Source organism: Paenibacillus sp. J31R109, assembly GCF_059692055.1.
The window spans coordinates 1-26,246 of record NZ_JCAUAR010000037.1 but is presented as its reverse complement, the minus strand read 5'-3'; the positions used below and the strand labels follow the sequence as shown (position 1 = coordinate 26,246).

At 47.5% G+C, this 26,246-nt stretch carries 20 protein-coding genes; 14 read left to right on the top strand and 6 right to left on the bottom strand.

Going from position 1 to position 26,246, the window contains the following annotated elements:
* Positions 1 to 240: 240 nt before the first annotated feature.
* Entirely contained in the window at positions 241 to 1,137 is an 897-nt protein-coding gene (locus tag AC58QT_RS35475) for a cation diffusion facilitator family transporter (protein WP_497413054.1), read from the top strand.
* A gap of 102 nt (positions 1,138 to 1,239) precedes the next feature.
* Here AC58QT_RS35475 and sleB read toward each other — a convergent pair whose 3' ends face one another.
* Together sleB and acnA are read right to left on the bottom strand one after the other, a co-directional pair.
* Entirely contained in the window at positions 1,240 to 1,899 is a 660-nt protein-coding gene (sleB, locus tag AC58QT_RS35470) for a spore cortex-lytic enzyme (RefSeq protein WP_497413055.1), read from the bottom strand.
* 236 nt (positions 1,900 to 2,135) lie between these two features.
* On the bottom strand, positions 2,136 to 4,853 hold the full coding sequence (gene acnA / locus AC58QT_RS35465) for an aconitate hydratase AcnA (protein ID WP_497413053.1): 2,718 nt from the start codon (positions 4,851 to 4,853) through the stop codon (positions 2,136 to 2,138).
* Positions 4,854 to 5,086: 233 nt separating this feature from the next.
* Here acnA and AC58QT_RS35460 point away from each other — a divergent pair, with 233 nt between their 5' ends.
* From AC58QT_RS35460 to AC58QT_RS35415, 10 genes are all read left to right on the top strand, one after another.
* A complete protein-coding gene (locus AC58QT_RS35460; protein ID WP_497413052.1) occupies positions 5,087 to 6,109 on the top strand; it encodes an amidase domain-containing protein in 1,023 nt (340 codons plus the stop codon).
* A 38-nt stretch (positions 6,110 to 6,147) separates the two neighbouring features.
* On the top strand, positions 6,148 to 7,290 hold the full coding sequence (locus AC58QT_RS35455) for a D-alanine--D-alanine ligase (protein WP_497413051.1): 1,143 nt from the start codon (positions 6,148 to 6,150) through the stop codon (positions 7,288 to 7,290).
* 7 nt (positions 7,291 to 7,297) lie between these two features.
* Positions 7,298 to 7,615 (top strand): hypothetical protein, encoded by a 318-nt coding sequence (locus AC58QT_RS35450; protein WP_310502177.1) that lies wholly within the window; start codon positions 7,298 to 7,300, stop codon positions 7,613 to 7,615.
* Between the two features lie 380 nt (positions 7,616 to 7,995).
* Positions 7,996 to 8,421 carry a hypothetical protein gene (locus AC58QT_RS35445; protein WP_497413050.1) on the top strand — a complete coding sequence of 142 codons (426 nt, stop codon included), beginning with the start codon at positions 7,996 to 7,998 and terminating at the stop codon, positions 8,419 to 8,421.
* A gap of 158 nt (positions 8,422 to 8,579) precedes the next feature.
* Positions 8,580 to 9,569, top strand: coding sequence for a UV DNA damage repair endonuclease UvsE (gene uvsE / locus AC58QT_RS35440; RefSeq protein ID WP_497413049.1), 990 nt, complete (start codon positions 8,580 to 8,582; stop codon positions 9,567 to 9,569).
* 91 nt (positions 9,570 to 9,660) lie between these two features.
* Positions 9,661 to 10,431 (top strand): enoyl-ACP reductase FabI, encoded by a 771-nt coding sequence (fabI, locus tag AC58QT_RS35435; RefSeq protein ID WP_497287460.1) that lies wholly within the window; start codon positions 9,661 to 9,663, stop codon positions 10,429 to 10,431.
* Between the two features lie 173 nt (positions 10,432 to 10,604).
* Positions 10,605 to 11,474, top strand: a complete 870-nt coding sequence (locus tag AC58QT_RS35430) for an inositol monophosphatase family protein (RefSeq protein ID WP_497413048.1) — start codon at positions 10,605 to 10,607, stop codon at positions 11,472 to 11,474.
* Between the two features lie 203 nt (positions 11,475 to 11,677).
* Positions 11,678 to 12,643 carry a sugar kinase gene (locus AC58QT_RS35425; RefSeq protein ID WP_497413047.1) on the top strand — a complete coding sequence of 322 codons (966 nt, stop codon included), beginning with the start codon at positions 11,678 to 11,680 and terminating at the stop codon, positions 12,641 to 12,643.
* A 67-nt stretch (positions 12,644 to 12,710) separates the two neighbouring features.
* Entirely contained in the window at positions 12,711 to 13,373 is a 663-nt protein-coding gene (locus AC58QT_RS35420; protein ID WP_056617588.1) for a bifunctional 2-keto-4-hydroxyglutarate aldolase/2-keto-3-deoxy-6-phosphogluconate aldolase, read from the top strand.
* A gap of 70 nt (positions 13,374 to 13,443) precedes the next feature.
* Positions 13,444 to 14,319 (top strand): DinB family protein, encoded by an 876-nt coding sequence (locus AC58QT_RS35415; RefSeq protein ID WP_497413046.1) that lies wholly within the window; start codon positions 13,444 to 13,446, stop codon positions 14,317 to 14,319.
* A 237-nt stretch (positions 14,320 to 14,556) separates the two neighbouring features.
* Here AC58QT_RS35415 and AC58QT_RS35410 read toward each other — a convergent pair whose 3' ends face one another.
* From AC58QT_RS35410 to AC58QT_RS35395, 4 genes are all read right to left on the bottom strand, one after another.
* Positions 14,557 to 14,685, bottom strand: a complete 129-nt coding sequence (locus AC58QT_RS35410) for a DUF6254 family protein (protein ID WP_310502185.1) — start codon at positions 14,683 to 14,685, stop codon at positions 14,557 to 14,559.
* Positions 14,686 to 14,824: 139 nt separating this feature from the next.
* Positions 14,825 to 19,375 (bottom strand): glutamate synthase-related protein, encoded by a 4,551-nt coding sequence (locus AC58QT_RS35405; RefSeq protein ID WP_497413045.1) that lies wholly within the window; start codon positions 19,373 to 19,375, stop codon positions 14,825 to 14,827.
* Positions 19,376 to 19,892: 517 nt separating this feature from the next.
* Positions 19,893 to 21,233, bottom strand: coding sequence for a glutamate-1-semialdehyde 2,1-aminomutase (locus AC58QT_RS35400; protein WP_497413044.1), 1,341 nt, complete (start codon positions 21,231 to 21,233; stop codon positions 19,893 to 19,895).
* A gap of 882 nt (positions 21,234 to 22,115) precedes the next feature.
* The gene (locus AC58QT_RS35395; protein ID WP_497413043.1) at positions 22,116 to 23,162 is read right to left on the bottom strand and encodes an LCP family protein; all 1,047 of its coding nucleotides are present in this window, start codon (positions 23,160 to 23,162) and stop codon (positions 22,116 to 22,118) included.
* A gap of 296 nt (positions 23,163 to 23,458) precedes the next feature.
* Here AC58QT_RS35395 and AC58QT_RS35390 point away from each other — a divergent pair, with 296 nt between their 5' ends.
* The 3 genes from AC58QT_RS35390 to AC58QT_RS35380 are packed head-to-tail and all read left to right on the top strand — an operon-like array spanning position 23,459 to position 26,087.
* Complete coding sequence (locus tag AC58QT_RS35390) at positions 23,459 to 24,511, top strand: ABC transporter ATP-binding protein (protein ID WP_497413042.1); 1,053 nt, start codon at positions 23,459 to 23,461, stop codon at positions 24,509 to 24,511.
* The gene (locus AC58QT_RS35385; RefSeq protein WP_497413041.1) at positions 24,504 to 25,298 is read left to right on the top strand and encodes an ABC transporter permease; all 795 of its coding nucleotides are present in this window, start codon (positions 24,504 to 24,506) and stop codon (positions 25,296 to 25,298) included. The genes AC58QT_RS35390 and AC58QT_RS35385 overlap by 8 nt, the downstream gene beginning before the upstream one ends.
* Before the next feature lie 3 nt (positions 25,299 to 25,301).
* Entirely contained in the window at positions 25,302 to 26,087 is a 786-nt protein-coding gene (locus AC58QT_RS35380; RefSeq protein ID WP_497413040.1) for an ABC transporter permease, read from the top strand.
* Positions 26,088 to 26,246: the final 159 nt, after the last annotated feature.

Below are 26,246 nucleotides of genomic sequence, written 5' to 3'. Positions count from 1 at the left end.
CGAAGACTCTTCAGCATTTCATAATTCAATGTAAATGCTCGAAATAAGGAGCATTTCTAAGAATAAGTAATTACTGTAGGCCAAGACTCCGGAATAAGGGGGCCGAGCCGTAATCGCAGGTATTTATCTATTTCCCTACCCGTGCACATAAAAAAGATGCGCATACGCAGGTTTTTCCCATCCATGGATGCTTTACAGTTGAAAAGCCATACTAAAAGGGGGAAAGGGAGTGGGAATGTCATGAAGAAGACAGCTTCGATGCTGGCGATCTGGATAAGTCTGGCCAGCAACATCGTGCTAACCGGTATCAAAATCATTATCGGCCTTCTATTCAATAGCCAAGTGCTTATCGCGGATGGCATTCATAACGCTGGGGACGTAATCGCGACAGCAACTGCGTACAGTTCGATGCGAGTCTCTTCCAAACCAGCGGATGTGGAGCATCCCTATGGTCATGGGAAAGCGGAGGTGCTCGGAGCATTTATCGTCGCAATTATTTTGGGCGGGGCCGCTGTTTATATGGGTTATCATTCGATTCATGCCTTGTTCGAACCAGCAGGTGAGGCGCATATTATTGCTTTTTGTGCGGCTGTCATTTCCCTTGTATGGAAGCAAATCCTGTATGTATACACGATGCGCATAGGAAAGAGGATCAATAGCAAAGGGTTGATTGCCACAGCCTACGACCATTTGGCCGACGTCTACGCCTCTATCGCAGCCTCTGTGGGGATTGGTCTGGCTTTGATCGGAGATTATTATAGCATTAGTTATTTGGCGTATGGAGATCCGGTGGCGGGGATCATCGTCTCTTTCCTCGTGCTGAAACTAGCTTATGAAATGGGCAGCGAATCCTTTGATATTTTGATGGAACGCAGTGTCAGTCCCGCCTATATTGAGCAGTATGCTGCGTTGATCCGAGGTGTACCAGAGGTTAAGCGAATTGATCGACTGCGTGCGAGGGAACATGGGCATTACATATTAGTTGATGCGAGACTTGGCATTCCGGGCCAGCTGACGATCCAAGAAGGTCATGATATTAGTCGCAGCATTAAGCGCAAAATAAAAGAAGCACACAGTGATGTAGATGAAGTGCTGGTCCACTTGAATCCTTGGTATGAAGAGCAAGTCGACGCATAAGGAAGTGTGTAGACAAAAAAACACCTCTACCCGAGCTCGCTTCACCAGCGGCTTCGTGTAGAGGTGTTTTCAATTCATCGTGGTCGCACACGATTTACTTGTTTATACAGCAAAGATATGATTCCCGATCTGCACCGTTTGTTCACGTGTCCAGATCCAAGCGCTAGTGGCTGTTTTCGGGTTGAAATAGTAAAGGGCGCCACCTGTAGGGTCCCAGCCTCTTACAGCTTCCAGAGCCGCCTTGTAGGCTTGCGTATCTGGTGTTAAATTATACTGGCCATCGCTGACCGCTGTAAAAGCACCAGCCTCGAATATGATACCTTGGATGGTAGTCTCAAACTTACTGGACTTTAATCGGTTCATAACTACGGCTCCAACGGCAACTTGACCTTCGTAAGATTCACCGCGTGCTTCACTGTAAATAACTTTAGCTAGCATATCTAGCTCAGCTTGATTCACTGTGAATTTACGTAAGTACTCCCACGTTTGCGCACCCACGATGCCATCCACGCTTAGTCCATAATTCGTTTGGAATTTACGAACTGCGGCGGAAGTAATCGGACCATAGTTTCCATCTATAGAAGGCTCATATATGCCTAAAGTTTTTAGTCGGAATTGTGCGTCCCAAACGTCACCATTTTGTACTCCTTGCTTTAAAGTAGTAGCTTCTACTGCGGATGCCATCGGGCTCCACATTCCTGCGTTTATCCCTAAACCAAAGGAAGCTACGAGTGCGACTACGACTAGTTTTTTTATGAACATCATCTTCATCTCCCCTTTCGCTTTACTCAGTATAGGTGCCGAAATACGCCGTCTCAACCCGCAGTTTTTGGAAATGTAAGTCAATCCCTTGGGGGAGTAAGGTTTGAGCAAGGTCATTTTTTGATTAAAATGTGCAAAAAAAACGTGAATTTTCCCATAAATATGTAAAAAGCCCGAGACTGCCATGAAGGCAATCCCGAGCTTTGTGTGTGTGTTTTGCTGGAAAGTATTGAGAATTAGTTCTTGTTCTCTGCAAGAATGGAACGAAGAACCGTTTGTAAGATACCACCATTGCGGTAGTAATCTACGTCTACCAAGCTATCCAAACGTACAAGTGCTGTGAATTCGAAGCTAGTTCCGTCTTCGCGAGTCGCAGTTACTTTTACAGTGGAACCTGGTTGAACATCATTGCTTAGACCTGTGATATCAAAAGTCTCGCGACCATTGATACCTAGGGACTTCCAGCTTTCGCCGTTAATGAACTGAAGTGGAAGAACACCCATACCTACAAGGTTACTGCGGTGGATACGCTCAAAGCTTTCAGCGATTACAGCTTTAACGCCTAGCAAGAATGTACCTTTTGCTGCCCAGTCACGGGAAGATCCAGTTCCGTACTCTTTACCTGCGATAACGACTAGGTTTTGACCTTCAGCTTGATACTTCATGGAAGCATCATAGATGGACTCAACTTCACCAGTTGGCAAGTAAGTTGTTACGCCGCCTTCAGTTCCAGGAGCCACTTGGTTACGAATACGGATGTTCGCGAACGTACCGCGCATCATCACTTCGTGGTTACCACGACGGGAACCGTAGGAGTTGAAGTCTTCTTTTTTAACACCATGGTTGATCAAGTATTGGCCTCCAGGGCTGTCTACTTTGATGTTACCAGCAGGGGAGATGTGATCCGTTGTCACGGAGTCGCCCATAAGTGCAAGTGTTTTAGCTGCTTTAATATCAGCGATATCATCAAGAACTGTGCCTAAGTCTGTGAAGAACGGAGGCTCTTGGATGTACGTGGAGTTCGTGTCGAACTCGTATAGATCGCCTTCAGGGATTTGAATTTGGTTGAAACGTTCGTTGGCACGGAATACATTGCTGTATTTGTCGCGGAACATGTCAGGGCTCATTGCAATGTTAAGCGCATCTTGAATCTCTTGGTTTGTAGGCCAGATATCTTTCAAGAAGACAGGTTTGCCAGTGTGGTCATGACCGATTGGATCTGTCGCAAGATCGATGTTCACAGTACCTGCAAGAGCATAAGCAACAACTAATGGAGGTGATCCAAGGTAGTTCGCTTTTACTTGTGCGTGTACGCGGCCTTCGAAGTTACGGTTACCGGAGATAACAGCAGCTACTGTCATATCGTTGTCGATAATCGCTTTGCTTACTTCGTCTGGAAGCGGACCGGAGTTACCGATACAAGTTGCACAACCGTAACCTGCAACGTGGAAGCCTAGAGCTTCTAAGGACTCAAGAAGGCCTGCTTTTACAAGGTAGTCAGTAACAACAAGGGAACCTGGAGTAAGGGAGCTTTTCACGTAAGCTGGTTTTTTCAAACCAAGAGCTACCGCTTTTTTCGCTACTAGTCCAGCACCGATCATTACGCTTGGGTTGGATGTGTTTGTACAGGAAGTAATAGCCGCGATAACAACCGCGCCAGTACCCATTTTAACCGTTTCATTCGGATACACAACATCAACAACTTCAGCTACTTTCTCTTCAGTCAAGCCGTAGCCGCCTTTTTCAATTGGCTGACGGATGATCGCATTGAAAGATTCTTTCATGTGCGTAAGTTCTACGCGATCTTGCGGACGTTTAGGACCAGCTAAGCTTGGAACTACCGTACTAAGATCAAGTTCAAGAACTTCTGTGAACACTGGATCTGGTGTGCTGTCTGTGCGGAACATGTTTTGTGCTTTGTAGTAAGCTTCAACAAGCGCGATTTGATCTTCATCACGGCCAGTAGCACGCAAGTAGTTCAAAGTCTCGTTATCAACAGGGAAGAAACCGATTGTTGCGCCATACTCAGGAGCCATGTTCGCTACTGTTGCACGGTCAGCCAAGGAGATGTTGCTTAGACCAGGACCGAAGTACTCAACGAATTTACCAACAACGCCTTTTTTACGCAAAATTTGAGTAACCGTCAAAGCCAAGTCAGTCGCTGTAGCGCCTTCTGCTAATTGACCAGTCAATTTGAAACCAACAACGTCTGGAGCGACGAAGTATAGAGGTTGACCAAGCATACCAGCTTCTGCTTCGATACCGCCAACGCCCCAACCTACAACACCAAGACCGTTGATCATCGTTGTATGAGAGTCTGTACCTACAAGGGAGTCTGGGTACACGACAGTTTCGCCGTCGATTGTTTTTGTAGCTGCAACAGATGCCAAGTACTCCAAGTTAACTTGGTGAACGATACCTGTTGAAGGTGGCACAGCACGGAAGTTATCGAATGCTGTTTGTGCCCAACGCAAGAAACGGTAACGCTCTTCGTTTCTTTCGAATTCTAAGTCAATGTTCATTTCGAGTGCATCCGGGGATCCGAAAGCATCAACCATGACAGAGTGGTCAATTACAAGGTCTACAGGAACAAGCGGGTTGATACGTTTAGGATCTCCGCCTTCACGAGCCATTGTCGCACGCATTGCCGCAAGGTCAACGACGACAGGTACACCTGTGAAATCCTGAAGAACGATACGAGCTGGGATGAAAGGAATTTCTTTGTTCTCATCGCGGCCTTGAGCCCAACCAGCGATTTGTTTAACGTGTTCACTTGTAATGGCGCGGCCGTCAAATTGACGAATAGCTGCTTCAAGCAAAACGCGGATAGAAACTGGAAGGTTGTTGATTGTGCCGTGACCTTGACTTTCAAAGTCAGGAAGGCTGTAATACTGGAACGATTTCGTGCCGACAGTTAACTGCTTACGCACAGAAAAAGAGTCCTTGTTGGACATAGGTAGTTCCTCCTCATTAATAATATCTAACCATGCCATCGAATTTCATCTAGTGAAACTCGATTTCATAATTCCCTCTACCTCAAGTATAGCGCTTCGCCACGTGCGAGTAAAGATTAATTTCAATCATTTTTACGGTCAAAATGTCATATATTGAATCAATTCAAAGCAATTCGGGCTTGTCCTAACGAAACTTCTCACTACCTTAATAAAGTTTAAGGAGGGATACCAAGATGTCCTGGAAAACAGCGCTATATAATTACGTTCATGCGAAAAATCAGGCTGAGCTCGAGGGCTCGGCTGCACCTTTGGATGCATTTGTCTCGGACAGCGCTTATGTACGGAAACAGGATGTCAAGGTGCGAAGGCTCCTGAACAGTTACCGAGAACGTGATGCAAAGCTGCTGCGCGGAGAGACGAAGCTCCGTATGCAAGGTGTCAAAGAATTGCCATATGGGATTATTGCGGATATCCAGCTGCACCGATTTTTGACCTATCAAATAGATTCTATAGAACATCAGGAGGAGCGGATAGAATCAGAGCGTGTGGTCATTGAGCAGCATACAGCAGGCTGGAAGGTACAGAGTGCTGAGTCTTTGCAAAGCGAAAAGTCCCGGACCAGCCACGGTCGCAGCTACCATTTGTCAGAGAACGAAACATTCATAGATACGCTACGCAGTTCGCCATCTCTTCCTTATATCAATCCTAGTATACGCAATACGAGTGGTCTGGAATCCGCTCCCCGGAAAATCATTTATAACCGTCCTAAAGCCGTCCAATATGCGGAAATGTGGTGGCAGAAACCGAATCCGCGGTATGAATATTTTGAAGTAGATTGCACGAATTATGTGTCTCAATGCCTCTTTGCAGGCGGGGCTCCAATGGACTATACTGGGAAAAGGGAATCGGGCTGGTGGTATGCTGGAAAAAAAGGGCATCAAGAGCTCTGGAGCTATAGTTGGGCAGTTGCCAATAGCTTACATCATTACTTCGAACGTCCTCATAAGCATGGTTTGACAGGTACAGTCGTTAAGGATGCTCGGGAGCTGCAGCCAGGAGACACCATCAGCTATGATTGGGATGGCGATGGTCGCTACCAGCACAACACATTCGTTATAGGTAAAGATGCCAATGGGATGCCGCTTGTTAATGCGCATACCTTTAATAGCCGGAATCGGTACTGGGCATACAAGGATTCACCTGCTTGGTCGGAACGAACGAAATACATGTTCATACATGTTGCTGATGAAATGTAATTGGCATAGAAATTGTAAATACTAGACGGAGGTACGTAATGAGCCGCAAAATACGAATTGGATTAATTTATGGAGGGAAGTCCGGCGAGCATGACGTGTCTTTGCAAACGGCATTGGCAGTTATGAAAGCTGTGGATTTCACGAAATATGAGATTACACCGTTCTACATTTCCAAAAAAGGCGAGTGGAGAAGCGGAACGCCGCTCCTAGGTCCAGCTCAATCGAAGGAAGCATTAACGTTTAGCACAGATGACGCTAGCGCTCCTGCTTCGAATGCTTTGGCGCCGATTTTTGGCGGCATTCAAACGAAGGGTGATGTAGCTGTTTCTTCTATTACATCAGCTGGTGCGGAGGATCTTGGTTTAGATGTCGTATTCCCGCTTTTACACGGTACCTTTGGAGAAGATGGGACGATTCAGGGACTATTGGAAATGGCGAACATCCCCTATGTAGGTGCTGGTGTATTGGCTTCGGCAGTAGGTATGGATAAAGTCATGATGAAAAAGGTTTTTGCACAGGAAGGACTTCCGCAGTGCATTTTCCGGCACTTTACCCGTACCGAGTGGGAAAAAAATCGCGCGTATCACCTCATGGAGCTAGAAACGGCGATTGGTTATCCATGCTTCGTGAAGCCAGCTAACTTAGGCTCTAGTGTTGGGATTTCCAAGGCCAGAAATCAAGAAGAGCTTATCGCCGCGGTTGCTTTTGCCTTCCAATATGATCGTAAAGTGATTATTGAAGAAAATATCGATGCACGTGAAATTGAAGTTGCCGTTCTAGGAAATGATGAGCCAATCGCTTCGGTGGTGGGTGAAATCGTATCCTCCAATGAATTCTATGATTATAAAGCCAAGTATCTGGATGGCAAATCAGCGATGATTATTCCAGCCGAGATCCCTCAAGAGGTATCCGATGAGGTCAGAGCACTGGCACTCCGTGCATTCTTGGCGGTTGATGGCAGCGGCTTGTCACGCGTGGACTTTTTCCTAGGTAAGCTCGATCAAAAAGTATACATCAATGAAATCAACACGATGCCTGGCTTCACGCCATTCAGCATGTACCCGTTGCTATGGCAAGAAACAGGTAAACCATATAAAGAGCTGCTGGATGATCTCATTCGATTGGCGCTTGAGCGACATGCAGCTAAGCAAAATATCCAATATTCTTTCGATGCGGAGTAGATAAGCCATGGGTTTTCAAACGGAATTCAATTCGGTTTGCAAGTTTAAGTCTCAACAGGAGCTCTACGAGTTGCTGGAGTATGGCCGCGGCAAAATGGTGAAGAGCGGTTTCCGCGTTTTCCCGACAGGCCAGAAGGTTATTGCCTACACGCCTGAGAACCAAGCGGTTGCCATCGTACGAATTGTAGCCTCCATCGCGGAAATTAACTTCCAAGGCGAAGAGGTTACACAGGTGGAGATGGAGCTTATCCGCCCTCTGACGGATGAGGAATCACGCATTCAGACCTCGCTTGCGTACGAAATGTTTTTCGGAGAGCAAGCTTAAGTAGTGAGAGAAACACCGACCTTTTGGGGTCGGTGTTTTTTTGTTATGCTTGCCCGCGAAAATGGAAGGACAATGGACGAACCACTCGCGTGAGACGTCGAAAATTACCCGCTCAGCAGCACAATCGCACCATTCCCGCTCTGAGACATCGAAAATCGACCTCTCAGTCGAACAAATTAGCTGGGATTGACGAAACTCTCGCATGAGAAGTCCGAAATCGCCCGCTCAGCAGCGAATCGCACCATTTCCCCTCCGAGCAGTCGAAAATCGACTTCTCAGTCGAACAAATTAGTATATTTATACGGTTTCCTTTGTCCCTTTCAAACGGAACACTAGCTTCATATAATAGCTTATCCTTACTAGAAAGGAAGTGAATAGAAATGAAAAAACACACAATTATCAGCACTGACGGCAGTTGGGTAAATGCGATCGAAAACGAGGCGATTCCAGCATGGGCGCAACCTAAGGAAGGTGAAGCTTATGTTTGGGGCGCGAGTGACTCCATCGGTCCAGCAGCAGTGGTCGCCAAAAGATTCAAAGTCCACTCGAAAGTTAAAAAAGCCACTTTATTCTTAGCTGTGGACAACTATGCTATCGTGCTCATTAACGGAAGACCCGTGGTAATCGATCGGCCGCAGGATACGTTAGCTTTTTATAATCCAGGCCGAACATTCCATATCGAGAAGTATCTTCAACTAGGTGAAAATGATATTGTAATCGCGGGTTTTAACTCGCCATCCAATGCTAACCGCAGCGTAGGCAACCCAGCTGGTATCCTTGCCCGTATCGAGATTTGGTACCATTAAATCCGTTTTCAAATGCGTAAAGGCCCTTATGACGTTCTCGAACGTCAAAGGGTCTGTTTGTATGTGTAAAGTATGTGTAACGATTCGCTAGGGTAATCTAATAGGTAGTCATAAACCATAGAATTTCCAATCGGAAATGAATCTGGAGGTTAGGGAATATGCTCATTCGCCTAGGATACGTAGCCATGTCCACCGTGGTCAAGAATGCTTCTCCATCCAAGACGATGACCGCTACGAACTTCAGCAACTTGCTCGATCGCGACGCAGCTATCCGCAAATTAGAGCGCATTGGTGCTGAAAATTTACATAACACGCTCCGACTGCTTAGACATAATCGTGCTCATGACATCATGGTGTTTCGGTTTTCTTCTCGTTTTATCCCGCTGATTGGCCATGAAATGCTAGGGGATTGGGACCCAATCCCAACGCTGTCCGAGGAATTTCTGGAGCTTGGCAGCTATGCCAAACAGAATAACATGCGCGTAAGCTTTCATCCCGATCACTTCACCGTGCTCAGCACGCCACGGAAGGACGTGTTAGAGAAGTCTGTGCAGGATTTGGAGCGGCACTCCGCCATGCTGAACGCGATGGGGCTAGGCATGGAAGCGATGTGTAACATCCACGTTGGGGGTTCCTACGGCGATAAAACGAAGGCCGCGAAGCGATTTGTTCAGAACTTCAGCGCGTTGCGTATACCAATTCAACGAAGAATCACTCTCGAAAATGACGACAAAACCTTCAACGCGCTAGAAACGCTTGAGATTGCCGAAGAAGTCGGTGCCCCTATGGTGTTGGATGTGCATCATCATGCGGTCAATAACAATGGAGAAGACATCGTGGAGCTATGGCCACGCATCCAGGAGACATGGCTCACACGCGCACGCTTACACTTGGACGATGCATCAGCCACACTGCCTCCCAAAATTCACGTGTCCAGCCCCAAAGGCGAAACGGAGCCAAGAAGTCATGCCGACTATGTGGAGGTGGAGCCTTTATTTGCGTTTCTGAAAGCGATAGCCCCAATCACACCGAAACTGGATATTATGATCGAAGCGAAGATGAAGGATAGCGCTTTGTTCAAACTCATGGAAGACTTAAAGGGGCAGGAAGGTGTCACAGCCCTCGATGAGGCGTCGCTTCAGCTCTAATCCCATATTTTTCTTGAATTGTTGGACAAAATGGGGTAATTTGAAGAAATGAACGACTATCCATGCCATTGTGAGAGGGGCTTCTACGAACATGAGTCAATTATTAAACGGAAAAAATATACTTGTAATGGGTGTTGCCAATGACCGCAGTATCGCTTGGGCCATTGCACAATCTTTAGCCGCACAGGGTGCGAATCTAGTATTCACGTTCGAAAACGAGCGAGTAGAAGAACGCGTGCGCAAGCTGGCTGACACAATTCCAGGCTCAAGCTTAATGCCATGTAACGTAACAGTTGATGCTGAGATTGATACATTGGCTTCCGCGCTCAAAGAGAAATTCGGTGTCGTGCATGGCCTCGTACATAGTATTGCTTTTGCTAAAACAGAAGAACTTGACGGCTTGTTCGTAGATACATCACGCGATGGCTTCGCGCTTGCGCATGATATCAGTGCTTACTCTCTCGTTGCAGTCTCCAAACGGATTTACCCGCTGATGACAGAAGGCGGCAGCATTATGACGATGACGTACCTTGGCGCAGAGCGCGCAATGAAGAACTACAACGTTATGGGCGTTGCCAAAGCAGCACTTGAAGCAAGCGTACGCTACTTGGCAGCAGATCTTGGTCAATACGGCATTCGTGTGAACGGTATTTCCGCGGGTCCAATTCGTACATTGGCTGCCAAAGGAATCAAGGATTTCAACTCCATCCTGCGTCAAGTTGAAGAGAAAGCTCCGCTTCGCAAAACGACAGATACAGCTGAAGTTGGCGACACGGCAATGTTCCTTATGAGTAACTTGTCCCGAGGTATCACGGGTGAAGTCATTTACGTTGATGGCGGCTACCACATCGTTGGTATTTAATAATAAGTAAATCCGCACGGCATGCTTGCCGTAGCGGATTTTTTTTGCCGTTTTTTCCACGCCAATGTGAAATTGTACGAATAAATTAGGATGAAACGCACTAGTATTAGAAACGTATAATTTACTATACTTAACGTAATATCTAAATTAATGAAAAGAAAGAGTTGATATATATGGTAGAAGGTAAGACGGAAACTTTTGTTGTCGGGAGTAAAAGCTTTACAGCTGTAGCCATTAATACGGCGGCCAAAGCAGGTCAATGGATCAAGACGAAGCTAGGAGATATCAATCATGTGGGAACGAAGCACTCTGCACAAGACTTGGTAACTGAGGTAGATAAAGGCTCTGAGAAGCTGATTCGCAATCTGATTATGACGCATTTTCCGAATCATTCGATTTTAGGTGAGGAAGGTGTGGAGCCAGGTCCGGAAGCATCGGCCAAAGCACTGCAAGAAATGAGCGACGAAGAGTATCTTTGGATCGTGGATCCGATAGATGGTACGACGAACTTCGTTCATGGTTTTCCATTCTTCTCGGTATCTATTGCATTAGCACATAAAGGTGAAGTCATCGTAGGTGTTGTATATGACCCGTCACGCGATGAGCTGTTCGTTGCGGAGAAAGGGAAAGGCGCTTACATGCATGGCAAAAAAACAGAGGTCTCCGAAGATGAGACGCTGCTCACGAGTTTAATTGCTACAGGATTCCCGGCTGATCGTGATGGGGCGCTGCCCATTAACCTAAAAGGTGTTCAGGCGCTGTCGCCTAAGGTTCGCAACATCCGGGTCGCTGGTTCAGCAGCGCTGCATTTGGCTTATGTGGCTGCGGGGCGTCTTAGCGGCTTTTGGGAAATCGGCCTCAATGCCTGGGATATTGCGGCAGGTGCCTTGCTCATTACCGAATCAGGCGGTCGCGTGACGGATACCGAAGGGAAACCTTATCATCTAGGGGTTCGTAACGTGATGGCAACGAATGGTCGCATTCATGAGGAGTTTAAGAACGAACTGGCAGCCGCCGAGGCGACAGGGGCAATAAAGAGATAAAACAATAAACCAACCTCTTGCATAGTCATTCCTTAGGGAGTGATTGTACAGGAGGTTTTTTCCTCTATTTGGAAGTTGAGGGCTCGTGTGCAAAGGTCTGGTGAAATCCGTTCAAATCCACTATAATATGAGATATCTCATTTATTTAAACGTTTCAATTAACGGGACACGCGAGTCGTGATCGGAATGGATGGAGTGCTTCTATGTCAGTAAATACAGGATCAGGACCAGATATTATTACGTTTGGAGAGACAATGGCACTGCTAATGCCTTCAGGCGGCAAGGGCTTGGAGTACTCCTCTGAACTGCATAGCCTATTCGGTGGTGCAGAGAGCAATGTGGCAATCGGTATTTCTCGTCTTGGCGGCCGTGTAGGTTGGTTCGGTAGACTGGGTAAGGACCCGCTAGGGCGTATGATTTTCAAAAAAATCCGTGGTGAAGGCGTCGATGTTTCTCGCGCGGAATTGACTTCAGAGGCACCGACAGGTCTCATGATGCGTGAAGTTCTAATGGGCAAAACGTCCGTTTACTACTATCGCAAAAACTCAGCAGCAAGTCAGATGTCCCCGAAACATTTGGACGAGGCCTACATCGCAGGAGCTAAAATATTGCATATTACCGGTATCACACCGGCGCTCAGTGAGTCGTGCAGAGAGGCAGCTTTTGAAGCTGTTCGCTTAGCACGTAAGCATGGCGTGAAAGTTAGCTTTGATCCGAATCTGCGCTTGAAGCTGTGGAGCATCGAAGAGGCGCGTCCAGTATTGCTCGAGCTAGCAAAGCTGTCCGATATTTTCTTGCCTGGCTTGGATGAGCTGAAGCTGCTGTACCAAACAGAAGATTGGGATGTCATTGTGAGCAAGCTGCGCGAGTTGTCGGCCGTTTCCATCGTCAAAGGTGGAGAAGATGTGACATATGTAGTGACAGCGGATACGATTACAACGGTACCTTATTTCAAAGCCGAGCAAGTCGTTGATACCGTTGGTGCGGGCGATGGGTTCTGTGCGGGCTTTTTGGTTGGCGTGTTGAAGGACTACGAGTACCCAGAGGCAGTTCGCATCGGGAATTTGGTGGGCTCCATGATCGTGCAGACGGAAGGCGACTGGGAAGGCGCTCCAACGTGGGAGCAAGTGGAAGCGGTACTTAACAACATTAAACATATAGAGCGTTAATCAAAGACGCATAGATGTGCAATAACGATGGCTAAATGATGGTTTACACATAGAAGGGAAGATGACTGTGAAGAAACTTCAATTACTTCAGCAAATTACAAATGAGGGTGTAGTCGCCGTCTTACGCGGAGATACACCAGAAGAAGTCGTCGAAATGGCGGATCAAGCGATCGCCGGCGGCATCAAAGTCATCGAAGTCACGATGACTGTGCCTTTCGCGCTGCGCGCGATTGAGGAGCTGGCGAAGCGCTACTCGAGCACAGCGAAGGACGCGTCCAAGTACGCGATTATCGGGGTGGGCACAGCCCTAGACCCCGAAACGGCGCGTGCCGCGATCCTAAGCGGGGCCGAATTCGTTGTCGGCCCATCTTTGAACCCTAGCACGGTTACGCTATGTAACCGTTATAGAGTGCCGATCATGCCAGGGTGCATGACGATCGCGGATATTCAAGCCGCGCTAGAGCTTGGCGTGGACATTGTTAAGTTATTCCCGGGCAATCTCTACTCCCCGGCGATGATTAAGGCCATTAAAGGTCCGCTGCCACAGGCGAACATCATGCCTACAGGCGGGGTGTCGCTGAGCAACCTCGGCGAGTGGATCCAGGCCGGCGCAGTTGCCGTCGGCATCGGCTCGGATTTGACTAGCGAAGCGGTCAAAACAGGAAACTACAGCCTTGTTGCTAAGAAGGCTGCACAATATATCGAGGCCTACCAAGCGGCCAAGAAGTAGGCATTATCGTACGCTCCGTCGAAATTAAGACGGAGCGTATTTTTTGTTGGCAGAATCGGAGGAGGTAATCATGTACCAAGGGCGGGCAAGACTTTTGCTGAGCGTGGATAAGCTGGAGGCCTCGTTAGCCTTTTATACCGAGCAGCTGGGATGGGAATTGCTCGAGATGGCTGGGGCGCATGAAGCAGCATTACTGCATATTAGAGGGACAAAGGATCGGGCTGTGTTATGTGTTGTAGAAGCTTCTAAGGAACAGCTAGAGTCTCTTTTGAATCGTTGGCTGCAGCCTAATTATACGAATCCACAACGTGGAAGTCTTGTATACGTTGGCGTCCCCTCTGTAGCTGAGGTGGAGTTGAATTTGCGTGCATATGGCTATCCGGCTGAGATGATGAATCACGAAGAGCCGGGACATATTCGTGAACTTCATGTACCAACGATAGACGGTTACCTGTTGGTTTACTGGGAGGAATTGTTTCCTACCGACAGTGAGATCTTGCTGATGTTCGAAGCGGGAGTAGTTGCACTGGAGAAGACGCTTGACGGTTTATCAGCGTCTCAGCTCAGTCTGAGGGAAGTTCCTGGGAAGTGGTCCATTCGTGAACATGCGCTGCACCTCATTGACCTTGAAATGGTCGCGATGCATAAAGTGAAGTTTGCTTTGGCAGAACCTGGGCGGAATTATCAAGGTAATTCCTTTCACCCAGATGAATGGCAGCGAGGCTTGTCCTATGAAACGAGGCCGATTGAGAGTGAAGTTCGGCTGTTCCGTGCGGCGAGAGAGCATATTTTATGCCTGTGCAAGCATCTGCCAGATGCGTTGAGTCGATCAATTCAAACCGCAGACCGAAAAGAGAGCGTTGCTCAGATTTTAAAAATGATGGCGGGACATGTGAATCATCATATTCGAGCGATGAAGCGGATTCGCGACAAGCATGGTTGTTAGCGCGAGGGATTTGGAAGTATTATCACTATCCCCTTCGCTCAGGATCCATCAGGGTGCCGTCAAGCCCTGAGCAGAGGGGATAGTGTGGATAGAACCACAACATAAGCACAAGCCTTGCGACTCAGGAGGCAGTGTGTTAACACACAAAGAACCCGGCGCCTCGTTTCAAGAGAAACGAGAGAACCGGGTTACTTTGTGTTGGTCCCTCTTTAATGTGTGGGAGGAGAGGGGGCTTAATTACTTCTGATGTTCCGCATCATACTCACTGGCGAATTCGGCCAGGGCTTTCACCTTACCATGTGGTGGATGCCCCGCTTGTTTACGACCCTTCCATGCAGCTTCTTGGCGGCGTTTCGAGTGGCTCATAGCTGAAACCTCCTGTGGTACGCGGATGGTGTTGCAGTAATAAAATGCGATAGATGGACGAATTTTATGCAATGGACATGTGGTTTCGATAAAAAACAGCACAAGACCAATTACAGGTCTTGTGCTGTTTGTGTTTCTACTATTCTGTAGCAACGGATTGGTCAGCTTGCATATTGACCGGGGAGATCCGGATAAAGTTAGCTTCTAGGTTGCTTAGCAAACCTTCGATTTTCGCCGCGGCTTCGGATTGACCGGAGTTCGCAAGCTCAGCGTGGTAAGCTGTGAGCAATTCAGTAAGGTCTTTTTTACTTTGAAGACCGATAGGCTCAAGTTTAACTTTAGCCCCTTTTGCAATACGACGCTCGATCGCTGCTTGATCAAGACCCATTTCTGGAACTAGACGTTGGTAGATAACCCCACCAGTCATACCCGCACAGATCCATGGACCAGGATCACCCATAACAACGGCACGGCCGTTTGTCATGTACTCGAACGCGAAGCCTTTAAGGTTCGCACGAGCCGCTAGACCGCCAAGCTCATCTCGTAGAGGAGTCGTGATTTCGCCACCGAAGACAACGTCAGCACCGGAGAAACGGATACATGCACGCGTATCAGCGCTGCCTTGGATCAAGAACAAGCCTTTTTGTGCGCCGTAACCGAACGATTTACCAACGCTACCGTTAATGAACGTGTTGTTTTGGCCAAGGGACTTCACGATGGCAACTTTACCACCGAACGCCATTTTACCAAGACCATCTTCAGCTCCACCGTGAACTGTGATGTTAACGCCGCGTGCGTTGAATGCCGCCAGACCGTTACCAGGAACGGAACCGTCAACAAGGTTCAATGCAACAGCTGGAAGTTCATCGTAGCTGCCGTTGAAACGGTCTCTTACACGATGGCTGGAATAACGAGTTCCTAGGATACGGGACTCCGCATCCACTTTGGACCAGTTGCGAACAACAGGAGCGTCGAACGATACGGAATCAGGGAAGAATTCCAAACCTTCTGCGCCAGCCGCGATACGGATATCGGATGAAACTGCTGCTTCTTCAAGTGCTCTTTCAGCATCGGAAATTTGGTGCATTGGAACAAAACGTAGAATATCGGACAGATCAATACGTTCATTGTGGCTCACTTGCTCCAAAAGATCGGAACGACCCACAAGCTCTTGCAAGCTTGAGAAACCAAGCGAAGCAACGACTTCACGTACTTCTTCGCCGATGCCGCCGAACAGGCGAACCAGGCTATCTACAGCTGTATCGAAAACACGCGGTACGAAACGGCGAAGACCTTTTTCTTCGGCTTCTTCCATGGAATCGATTTGCGTCGCGATACCCACGTGGCAAGTATCCAAGTGACAGCCGCGGCAAGTTGTACAACCGATGGATTGCATCGCGATGGAACCGAAACCTGCACGGTTTGCGCCGAGCATAACCATTTTAACAACGTCAGAACCGGATTTCAGACCGCCATCAGACCATAGCTCAACGCGGTGACGAAGACCAGCTTCAATCAATGCAACGTGAGCAAGCTTCGTACCGATCTCAGTTGGAAGACCAACGTGCGTCAAGGAGTGAATACGAGCCGCACCTGTACCGCCGTCGAAACCGGAAAGCGTGATAACGTCAGCGCCAGCTTTTGCAACACCAACTGCAATCGTACCGATACCAGGAACAACTGGGATTTTAACGATGATTTTAGCTTTACGGCCGCTGCCTTCTTTAAGCTCGGAAATGATTTGCGCCAAATCCTCGATGGAGTAGATATCGTGGTTGTTGGATGGCGAGATCAAGTCTGAACCGATTGTAGCGTTACGTGCTTCAGCGATTTTCGCTGTAACTTTGGAACCTGGTAAGTGACCGCCTTCACCTGGCTTTGCCCCTTGACCGATTTTGATCTCAAGGAAAGCTACTGCGTTAGCGAGCTCGATGTTAACACCGAAACGTCCGGAAGCGACTTGCGCGCCGCGCGTTCTTTTGTAACGGCCAAGCATATCTTTAATCTCTCCACCCTCGCCGTTCATGGTTACCATGTTCAGGCGTTCGCCGGCTTCAGCGTAGGCACGGAAAGCTGTTTCGTTTTGTGAACCGAAGGACATCGAAGAAATCAACATCGGCAAGGAATGACCGCCAATGGAAATATCAACTTGCGACGGATCGAGTGGCTGACGGCCATCGCTCAATGCTTTGGCAACGTTGAAGCCAGCAATGTGACGAATGGAAATCGGATTCTTCTTCTCTTCTTCACGCAGTTTGTCGCGGTAGTCGGCGTAAGGAGCAGCTCCTGATGCAGCATCGCCTAGCGCTTTCCACATACGTTGGAAGAAACGGAAGTTTTTCGCCGCTTTCGCTTTTGGATTTGTGAAATCCGCATAACGTGCTTCAGCCTCAGCTTCAAGCTGTGCAAAGCCAGTTCCTGCTTTTTCACTACCCAAGTAGTTCACGATATCCAGCACCTCGGATACTTCCGGATGGAAGCCGATGGAGGAGAAGAAACGTGTGTAACCACGAAGCTCGTGTGTTCCGATTGTTGAAATAACTTTTTCAAGACCTTTAGTAAGAGCTGCGTATACTTTACGTGCTGCTGCTGCTTGGCCTTCTTTGTCAGAAGCCGTGGAGAACAGCAAGTAAGGTGAGATCACATCTGCACCAAGACCACAAGCTACCGCGATATCATGCAGACTGCGAATAGCAGCTGAACGAAGGATCAGTGTAACTTGACGGCGCAAGTTGTCGCCGAAACCGAGTTTCTCTGCACGAAGTGCGATGTCGATTTTGGAAACAGCTAGGTGCGGATCTAGCCACAAACGGTCATTCTGATGAGCTTCTGCATCGTCCAAGACGAGAAGAACAGCGCCATTACGTACCGCAGAGATTGCATCTGCTGCAAGTTGGTTCAAGCCGTCTTGTAGTGAAGTTCCTCTAGCGAAAGTTGTGGATAGAACAGCTACTTTGTTATCGCCTTGCGCACGGAATTGTGCAAGCAATTGCTCCAAAGAAGGCTGGGATAAATTCTCTTCGCTGCCTACACCGTTCGTTCCTTCAAGAACAAGCGGAGTTAGAAGCTCAAGACGAAGATTGTCATCCACTTGTGCAAATACCGGAAGACGAGCTCCAGCGATAACGCGCGTGGAGAAATGCTCCATTTCACGGTCACGGTCAATAGCTGGGTTCGTTACTACGGCAACACTTTCTTTAATGAAGTCAGGTACGTTGGTGCGTTCCCATGCAAGCGCCGCGTGCGGTGAATCATGACCTAATGAACGAATTGGCTCAGCGCCAGTTTCAGACATGGATTCAATGTGTGAAATACCGTCACGATCCCAACCAAATGCACTGTATAATTGGTCGGTTGTTACAGCATTCTCATTAAGTTCAGCTTCGGTATTCGTTACGGCAGGGTTCAAATAAGAGCGAAGACCGCCCAAATTTACACGCTTGCTTACACGATCATAGACCAAGGATTGAACTTCATGGTAAGGAATAACTTGAATGTGCTCGCCTGGTGTTAGAACAACACCGACTTTCTCACCTGGAGCGATCGGTTTCGGATCAGCGACCATTTCGCCAACCGTGATAACACCTTGCTCGGATGAGAAGTAGAGGGACGTGTCACTTTCAACCATCCATACTGGACGAAGACCTAATGCATCTACGCTGAAAATACACTCGTTACCGTAACGGGAAACGATACCTGCTGGACCTTGTGCAAAGTGGCCCCAAACTTGACGGTAGTACACATAAAGATCTTGAAGCTCAGGACGGAACTGTTTCATTTCATTAATAATAGGAGGGAATACCATTTCCATGGCTTCGAATAGGGATAAGCCAAAACGGTGAATGAACGTTTCAATCGTTCTATTCATGTCTTGGGAGTCAGACCCGCCGCTAACCAGTGGAACACCAACCATGTCAGCTTCAAGACGAAGTTTCTTCACTGTGTTAATTTCACCGTTATGTCCAAGAAGGGAGAACGGTTGAACACGGAAGAAGCTGGACAATGTGTTTGTTGAATAACGGTTATGACCAATTGTTACTTGGGAAGCAAACAAAGGATCACGCAAGTCATTGAAATATTTAGGTAGGATGCTTGCTGCACCTAGTACTTTGTAAGCAGATGTCACATTGCTTAGTGTTGCAACATGTACATTGTAACGATCCTCAATTGCAATATGCAGTTCATAAAGATGATCGGCTACTTGACCTTCGGTTTTGTTGCTAATACCTGCAATTTGCCAGAACGTAGGCTCATCGAGTAAACCGTTAGCACCTAGTGAACCACTGTCAACCAGGTTTTCTTGCTCAAGAATAATGGATACATCATGGGAGGCAAAAAGCTCACGAATGCCGTTTTGAATCTCAGCAGCAGTCAGGTCCAACTTGCGTGGAACAAAGATATGTCCAACAGAAAAACGGTTATCATAAGCAAGCTTACCGTCCAGACCCGCATCTGTTAATTTCTTCTCCCACAAAGCACGTGGGATGTCTGTTAGAATACCGCAACCATCGCCTTCACCATTGATAAATCCTGAACGATGTTCCATTTTAACAAGGGCATCAATCGTTTTTTGGATGTTATCACGGGAAGGATGACCATTCTTCTCAATAATACAAATAATACCGCAGCTGTCGTGTTCGGTTCCTAGTAGATCTTGAAAACGGCCTTCATTACGCATAATTTCATTCATTGCTCTGGTCAGTCGCCTGACCGTCACCCCCCATACAAAATTAAACTCCTCTTACTTGCGCTTCTTGCATTCTGTCACGGTTAAACCTACTAGTCATCGCATTTCCGGGTTAATCCATATTGTGGGCTAAATCCGAAGTATGCACGATCGTGTATAAATATGCAAAACAACTGAATATCATGCCAATTTACAGGAGGTAAAACTCTCAAAATACGGCATAAATCGACTAGTAACAAACTAAGGCATCACGCACAAAAAACGGTATGGTATTTGTAAATCATGCCCTAACTTTCTAGGAAAATACTGTGAAAACAAGTGGTTTCGCTAAAAGGGTAAAAGTAATCTTAGAATAGCATGAAAAAGTTCATCCGACAATACTTGCAGACGCAAATCACGAATGTAAGCGTTATCTTTTCTGTATATAGTTGAATAAAAGTATAATTCTAACAACTCATGTAAGGGTATAAAGACGAACGAACTATAATCCATATAGGATCATAGTTCGTTTTTGGGACAATCAGCGTGTTTTCATGATCTTAAACGCCTGATCTGCAGCCGCGAGAGTTTGGGCAATGTCCTCTTCGGTATGGGCAATTGTCATGAACCAAGCTTCGTATTTGGAAGGGGCGAGATTGATACCTTGCTCCAGCATGAGTCGGAAGAAATCGGCGAAGCGTTCGCCGTCCGTATCTTGCGCTTCTTCATAATTGGTGATCGGATGATCACAAAAATGAGTAGAGAATGCGCCGCCGATGCGGTTCAACGTCAAGGCGATACCGTGGCGGGCAGCGGATTCTGCGATGCCATTCGCGAGTGTTGAGCCAAGCTGCTCAAGCTTGGTATAAACGCCCGGCTGCTGGAGCACCTCCAAGCAGGCGATACCGGCGGAGATGGAGGCGGGATTCCCCGCCATCGTGCCGGCTTGATACGCAGGTCCGAGCGGTGCGACCTGCTCCATCACTTCCTTGCGGCCCCCGTAGGCCCCGATCGGCAGCCCGCCGCCGATCACTTTGCCGAGGGCCGTCAGGTCCGGTTCAATCGCGGCGAACCGCGATTGTGGGTTGCCTCCCTCTAGGATAGGGAGGCCTTCATAGGTCTGTGCCGTTCCGTAATGGAAGCGGAACGCCGTGATCACCTCGTCGTAAATGACGAGGGCGCCGTGATTGCGAGCAGCTGCGCAGAGCTGCTCGAGGTAGCCGGCATGGGGCATCACCATGCCGAAGTTGCCGACGATGGGCTCGACCATTACCGCGGCAATGTCTTCACCCCAACGCGCAAGCGCGGCCTCGAGTGCCGGAATGTCGTTGAACGGCACGGTGATGACCTCTTGCGCGATGCTCGCCGGTACGCCGGCGCTGTCCGGCGTACCCAGTGTGGACGGCCCGGAGCCGGCCGCCACGAGCACGAGATCCGAGTGGCCGTGGTAGCACCCGGCAAACTTAATGATCTTGGTGCGCTTGGTGTATGCGCGCGCCACGCGAATCGTCGTCATCACGGCCTCCGTGCCGGAGTTGACGAAGCGCACTTTGTCGAGCGAGGGAATCGCCGACTTCAGCATGCGGGCGAACTCGATCTCGAGTTCGGTGGGGGTGCCGTACAGCGTGCCGTTCTGTGCGGCGCGTATAATTGCTTCGGTCACGTGAGGATGTGCGTGACCAGTAATGATCGGGCCATAGGCGGCGAGGTAGTCAATGAAGCGATTCCCGTCCACGTCCCAGAAGTGTGCGCCTTGCGCACGCTTCATGAAGACGGGGGCGCCGCCGCCGACGGCTTTGAACGAGCGGGAAGGGGAGTTGACCCCGCCGACGATGTGTTGCAGTGCTTCTTGATAGAGAAGTTCAGATTGCTTACGTTCCATGATTGAATCATTCCTTTATATGTAGTAGTGGTATTAATTCATTGAGTAGCGAACCTGACCTGCACCAAACGAAGGGGATCGAGAGGACGCTATTTGTGGTATTTCGGTTGTTGTGAAGTTCCGGGCAACGCCCAAACCCCTTGTACCTCTCACCAACTCCCGCGGCAACAAACAAATTACGAATGACAAATTTCCAATTTTGTCATTCGTAAATATTATGAGCAGTTATACATCACCTCGAGAATGAGGGTTGGTAAAATGACTTGATGTTCCTTGTGTTGTTTGTTCAATAGTGGAGTCTATGAGATACGTCCACAGTAATTATCCCGCACCCCCGCGGCAACTAACAATTCACGAATGACAAATTTCCAATTTTGTCATTCGTAAATATTATGAGCAGTTATACACCACCTCGAGAATGAGATTGGGTAAAATGCCTTGATGTTTCCTTGTGCTTGTTCAAGGGGACTCTATGTGATTCGTTCACTAATTATCCCGCACCCCCGCGGCAACTAACAATTCACGAATGACAAATTTCCAATTTTGTCATTCGTAAATATTATGAGCAGTTATACACCACCTCGAGAATGAGGTTGGGTAAAATGCCTTGATGTTTCCTTGTGCTTGTTCAAGGGGACTCTATGTGATTCGTTCACTAATTATCCCGCACCCACGCGGCAACTAACAATTCACAAATGACAAATTTCCAATTTTGTCATTCGTAGTATTTTTGCAGCGTTATGCACCACCTCGGAGACAATTTGGAGTGCGCACGTGCACATCTGCCAATCGCTTCACTCGACGCGAATGCTTGCTCATACAAAAAAAAAGAGTGGATACCCACTCTTATTATCCGTTTTTTACGTTATGCACGCAGCGTTACTATTTCACAGTTTTCCCAGCAACTTTCGGCGTTGGCGAAGGTGAAGGTTTGGTTGGGCCAGTATCGGCTTCTGCGGTACCGGCGAAAAGGTTTTTGATGTACTGCTGAAGCTTCAGTTTATCCGCTGTAATTACGGATGCACCGCGGATCGTTTTCTCCATAAGCAGGTCGGATGGAGGGAGCTGCGACGAGACGATACCGTCTGCCTTGGCTTCATAGCCAAGGCTTCCGAGCTTGAGCATGTCCGTTACGCTAAGATTCGTATCAATGTACGGATCGATTGCATTCAGAATGCGCGGCAGCTTGATCAGCGATGAAGTGGATTGCATTTTAGCCGCAACAGCGGTCAGGAACTTTCTTTGTCGCTCTGTTCGGGAGAAGTCGGACAGGGCATCATGGCGGAAACGTACATATTGTAGGGCTGTTTTGCCGTCCAGATGCTGCTGTCCCTTTTTCAAATTAATATCGTAAACGTGATCATCTTCGGAATCGGAATATTTCATGTCTTTTTCGACATCAATATCGATTCCTCCAACAGCATCGATAAGTGCGATGAAGCCTTTGAAGTCCGTGTAAACATAGTATTGAACTGGGATGCCGAGCAGATCACTAACGGTTTTCATGGCCAGGTTAGGTCCACCTGTTGTTATCGCTGTATTGATTCGATCTTCGCCCTCGCCGGGGATTTTCACGTAAGTATCACGCAGGATCGAGAACAGATGAGCCTTTTTCGTGACTGGGTCGATGGAAGCCAGCATAATACTGTCTGATCGTGGTAACTCATTTTTCACCATGCCCCGAGAATCGCCGCCTAACAGCAAAATATTGACCCGCTGCTTGCTTTCCCACTTTGGTGGTGTGTATTTATCTCCAGTATCCTTTACGGTATTTGGAATTAAGGATGTGCTGCCACTTCCTTTACCACCAGTATTATCTGAATTATGAGAGATATTGTTAGCGAAGCTGTAGAAGGCGTAAGAATAATAGCCAGCGACCACGATAAGAAGCATGACAATTAGGAGCATGGTCCGTTTGAAGATTTTCATACTATGTAAGCTCCTCTCCAAGGTAAATTTTCAGGTGATTTTAAAAGGGAATATACGATGCGTGCTAATCTGTACTTTTTTTTCTTACAGAATTGAGTTATCATGAGCATGTTGTACGGTTGTGAGATTATCGCCAAACAGAAGGCCGTTTCTGGGAGCTGAAAACGAGTACTTTCTGATGTGGTAAGAAACGTCATTATGATCCATATTATAGATGCTACGAAACTTCGATAGCAAGTTATGACGAATGGTGCCGTAATCTGTAACCGAGACGACAAAGTCAGGGGGGAAGACGCATGTTAGCCATAGATGTTCAAATGCTGCGCAAGGAATTTCAAGTTCAGCAAAGCCGCGGTGGCCTCAAAGGGGCCGTACAGGATTTATTCAAACGAGAGTATAAGCAAATTACAGCCGTGAAGGACATAAGCTTTCAGATTCCGAAAGGCGAAATTTGTGGATATATTGGTGAAAATGGTGCAGGGAAGTCAACGACGATCAAAATGCTGACAGGAATTCTCGTGCCAACGTCAGGCCATATCAAGGTGAATGGATACGTGCCTTTTAAGGAACGTGAGAAATTCGTGGCTGGAATCGGCGTTGTTTTCGGTCAGCGCAGCCAGCTGTGGTGGGACATTGGTGTGGTAGAGTCGTTCCAGCTGTTGAAAAAGGTGTATCGGGTCTCCGAGGCCGACTACAAGAAACGTCTCGATGAGCTTGTTGACCGATTGCAGCTGTCAGATCTTTTGTCACGACCTGTCCGTAAGTTGAGCTTGGGTCAGCGGATGCGCTGTGAATTAGCGGCATCTTTGTTGCATAATCCCAAGATTTTGTTTCTGGATGAGCCGACGATCGGCCTCGACATTGTTGTGAAAACAGAGATCCGCGAATTTTTGAAGTCGCTTAATCAGCGGTATGAGACGACAATTTTGTTGACAACGCACGATTTGCAAGACATCGAAGCGTTATGCTCCCGTGTTATTATGCTAGATGACGGCCGAATTATTTATGATGGCGGTCTGGAAGAATTGAAAGCGAGATGGGGCAAGGGTAAAGAGGTTGTGCTTCAATTCGAGCAAGCGACAACGTTAGCCCGCCTTCAAGAGTTGACACTAGGCTTGGATGTAGCTTGGCAGCTAGATAATGAGCTATCCGCCAAAGTGTTCATTCCTTATGAAAGAGCGAATATCTCAGATGTATTAAGTCGTGTTGTTGGCGTACTGCAAATCCAAGATATCAAGATTAATGAAACGAATACGGACGATATTGTTCGTGAAATTTATAAATCAGGTTCAGCCGAAGTAAAACGTTTGGACATCGTTCAGCCAGAGGGAGTCACGACACATGCATAAGGCTTATTTAGAAGTTATACGCATGCGTTTCCTCATGATGCTGGCTTATCGGGTCAATTACTACAGCGGGATTCTGATCTATGCGCTTAATATTGGCTCGTACTATTTCGTCTACAAAGCGATTTACGGCGACCAAGCAGTCATTGGGGGGCTTACCCTAGGTCAAATGACAACCTATGTGGCGATTTCCTGGATGGGCCGCGCTTTCTATTTTAATAACCTTGATCGTGAGATTGCTAACGAGATTCGGGATGGAAGTGTCGCGATTCAATTCATCCGGCCTTACAATTATATTTTTGTGAAAATGATGCAAGGGTTAGGTGAAGGGGTTTTTCGACTATTGCTCTTCACAACACCGGGCATGATTCTGATCTGGCTGCTGCTTCCAATTCAATTCCCTACTGATCCGAGCTTATGGGTCATTTACTTAGTCATGCTGTTCTTCAGCTTTTTGATTAATACACAGTTGAATATTATTACGGGCTTGTTTGCTTTTTTTCTTGAAAATAATGAGGGTCTTATGCGTATGAAGCGTGTAGCGGTTGACCTATTCTCTGGTCTTATTATTCCGATATCCTTCTTCCCAGGATGGTCCAAGTCCGTTCTTGAGTGGCTGCCTTTTCAGGCGATTACGTACTTGCCCAGTGCCGTGTTTACAGGAAAAATAACGGGCAATGCAATACTCCAGAATTTTGGCGTACAGGTACTATGGTTCTTGCTCCTCATTATTCCGATTTATGTACTGTGGGTAAAATCCAAAACACGTCTATTCGTACAGGGAGGGTAACGCATGTTTTATTTCACCCTCATTTTTGACTATTTCAAAAACTACATGAAAACAAGGCTCACCTACCGATCCGATTTTTGGATTGAAGTGTTGTCCGACTTGTTGTTCAATGGGTTGAATCTATTCTTTATTCTTGTCGTCTTTTTGCAAACGCAATCGCTTGGCGGCTGGAATCAAGAACAAATTTTGTTCATCTACGGTTATTTTATGATCCCATATGGCATATTTATTTCCTTTTTTAATTTATGGGGTTTTAGTGAGCGCTACATTGTCAAAGGAGAGATGGATCGTATCCTAACGAGACCTGCTTATAATCTCTGGCAGCTGATGCTCGAAAATCTGGATCCAGCTTCTATGTTCAGTGCATTGGCTGGTTTGGTCGTAATGGTCTACTCTTGGGTACAGTTGGATTTGCCGTTCCACTGGCATGATCCGTTGATTTTCATCGTCATGGTGGTAGGCTCGATACTTATTTATGCAGGTGTATATATCTCGTTAACCTCATTGGCGTTCTTCTCCGATGCACCAACCGGCATATTACCGCTCATATGGAATATTCAAAACTATGGGCGTTATCCGGCAACTATTTATAATAAATTGTTACGAAGTATTCTCACGTGGATTCTGCCGTTTGCGTTTGTTGGCTTCTATCCAGCCGCCTATTTCATTGATCCAGACAACTGGAAGTGGTTCGCGCTGTTAACCCCGTTGATGGGCATCGCTTTTAGTGCGCTCGGCATCACGGTATGGAACATTGGCGTGAAGCGGTACCGCGGAGCAGGTTCATAACTCAAAACATAAGGCCGTCCTACAAGGTAAATAACCTTGCGGGACGGCTTTTTGTGCGCTTGGCAGCGCATCGTACTAACGGGTGAAAGTCCCAAGTACACCGTGAGATGGCGGAAGTACATAGTTGACTCATAGTGCTCTGTCCGTGAGGAAGGGTGC

Excerpts from the sequence above, each read along its gene's own strand:
- AC58QT_RS35475 (WP_497413054.1), top strand. The coding sequence starts at position 241 with ATGAAGAAGACAGCTTCGATGCTGGCGATCTGGATAAGTCTGGCCAGC.
- sleB (WP_497413055.1), bottom strand. The coding sequence starts at position 1,899 with ATGTTCATAAAAAAACTAGTCGTAGTCGCACTCGTAGCTTCCTTTGGT.
- acnA (WP_497413053.1), bottom strand. The coding sequence starts at position 4,853 with ATGTCCAACAAGGACTCTTTTTCTGTGCGTAAGCAGTTAACTGTCGGC.
- AC58QT_RS35460 (WP_497413052.1), top strand. The coding sequence starts at position 5,087 with ATGTCCTGGAAAACAGCGCTATATAATTACGTTCATGCGAAAAATCAG.
- AC58QT_RS35455 (WP_497413051.1), top strand. The coding sequence starts at position 6,148 with ATGAGCCGCAAAATACGAATTGGATTAATTTATGGAGGGAAGTCCGGC.
- AC58QT_RS35450 (WP_310502177.1), top strand. The coding sequence starts at position 7,298 with ATGGGTTTTCAAACGGAATTCAATTCGGTTTGCAAGTTTAAGTCTCAA.
- AC58QT_RS35445 (WP_497413050.1), top strand. The coding sequence starts at position 7,996 with ATGAAAAAACACACAATTATCAGCACTGACGGCAGTTGGGTAAATGCG.
- uvsE (WP_497413049.1), top strand. The coding sequence starts at position 8,580 with ATGCTCATTCGCCTAGGATACGTAGCCATGTCCACCGTGGTCAAGAAT.
- fabI (WP_497287460.1), top strand. The coding sequence starts at position 9,661 with ATGAGTCAATTATTAAACGGAAAAAATATACTTGTAATGGGTGTTGCC.
- AC58QT_RS35430 (WP_497413048.1), top strand. The coding sequence starts at position 10,605 with ATGGTAGAAGGTAAGACGGAAACTTTTGTTGTCGGGAGTAAAAGCTTT.
- AC58QT_RS35425 (WP_497413047.1), top strand. The coding sequence starts at position 11,678 with ATGTCAGTAAATACAGGATCAGGACCAGATATTATTACGTTTGGAGAG.
- AC58QT_RS35415 (WP_497413046.1), top strand. The coding sequence starts at position 13,444 with ATGTACCAAGGGCGGGCAAGACTTTTGCTGAGCGTGGATAAGCTGGAG.
- AC58QT_RS35410 (WP_310502185.1), bottom strand. The coding sequence starts at position 14,685 with ATGAGCCACTCGAAACGCCGCCAAGAAGCTGCATGGAAGGGTCGTAAA.
- AC58QT_RS35405 (WP_497413045.1), bottom strand. The coding sequence starts at position 19,375 with ATGAATGAAATTATGCGTAATGAAGGCCGTTTTCAAGATCTACTAGGA.
- AC58QT_RS35400 (WP_497413044.1), bottom strand. The coding sequence starts at position 21,233 with ATGGAACGTAAGCAATCTGAACTTCTCTATCAAGAAGCACTGCAACAC.
- AC58QT_RS35395 (WP_497413043.1), bottom strand. The coding sequence starts at position 23,162 with ATGAAAATCTTCAAACGGACCATGCTCCTAATTGTCATGCTTCTTATC.
- AC58QT_RS35390 (WP_497413042.1), top strand. The coding sequence starts at position 23,459 with ATGTTAGCCATAGATGTTCAAATGCTGCGCAAGGAATTTCAAGTTCAG.
- AC58QT_RS35385 (WP_497413041.1), top strand. The coding sequence starts at position 24,504 with ATGCATAAGGCTTATTTAGAAGTTATACGCATGCGTTTCCTCATGATG.
- AC58QT_RS35380 (WP_497413040.1), top strand. The coding sequence starts at position 25,302 with ATGTTTTATTTCACCCTCATTTTTGACTATTTCAAAAACTACATGAAA.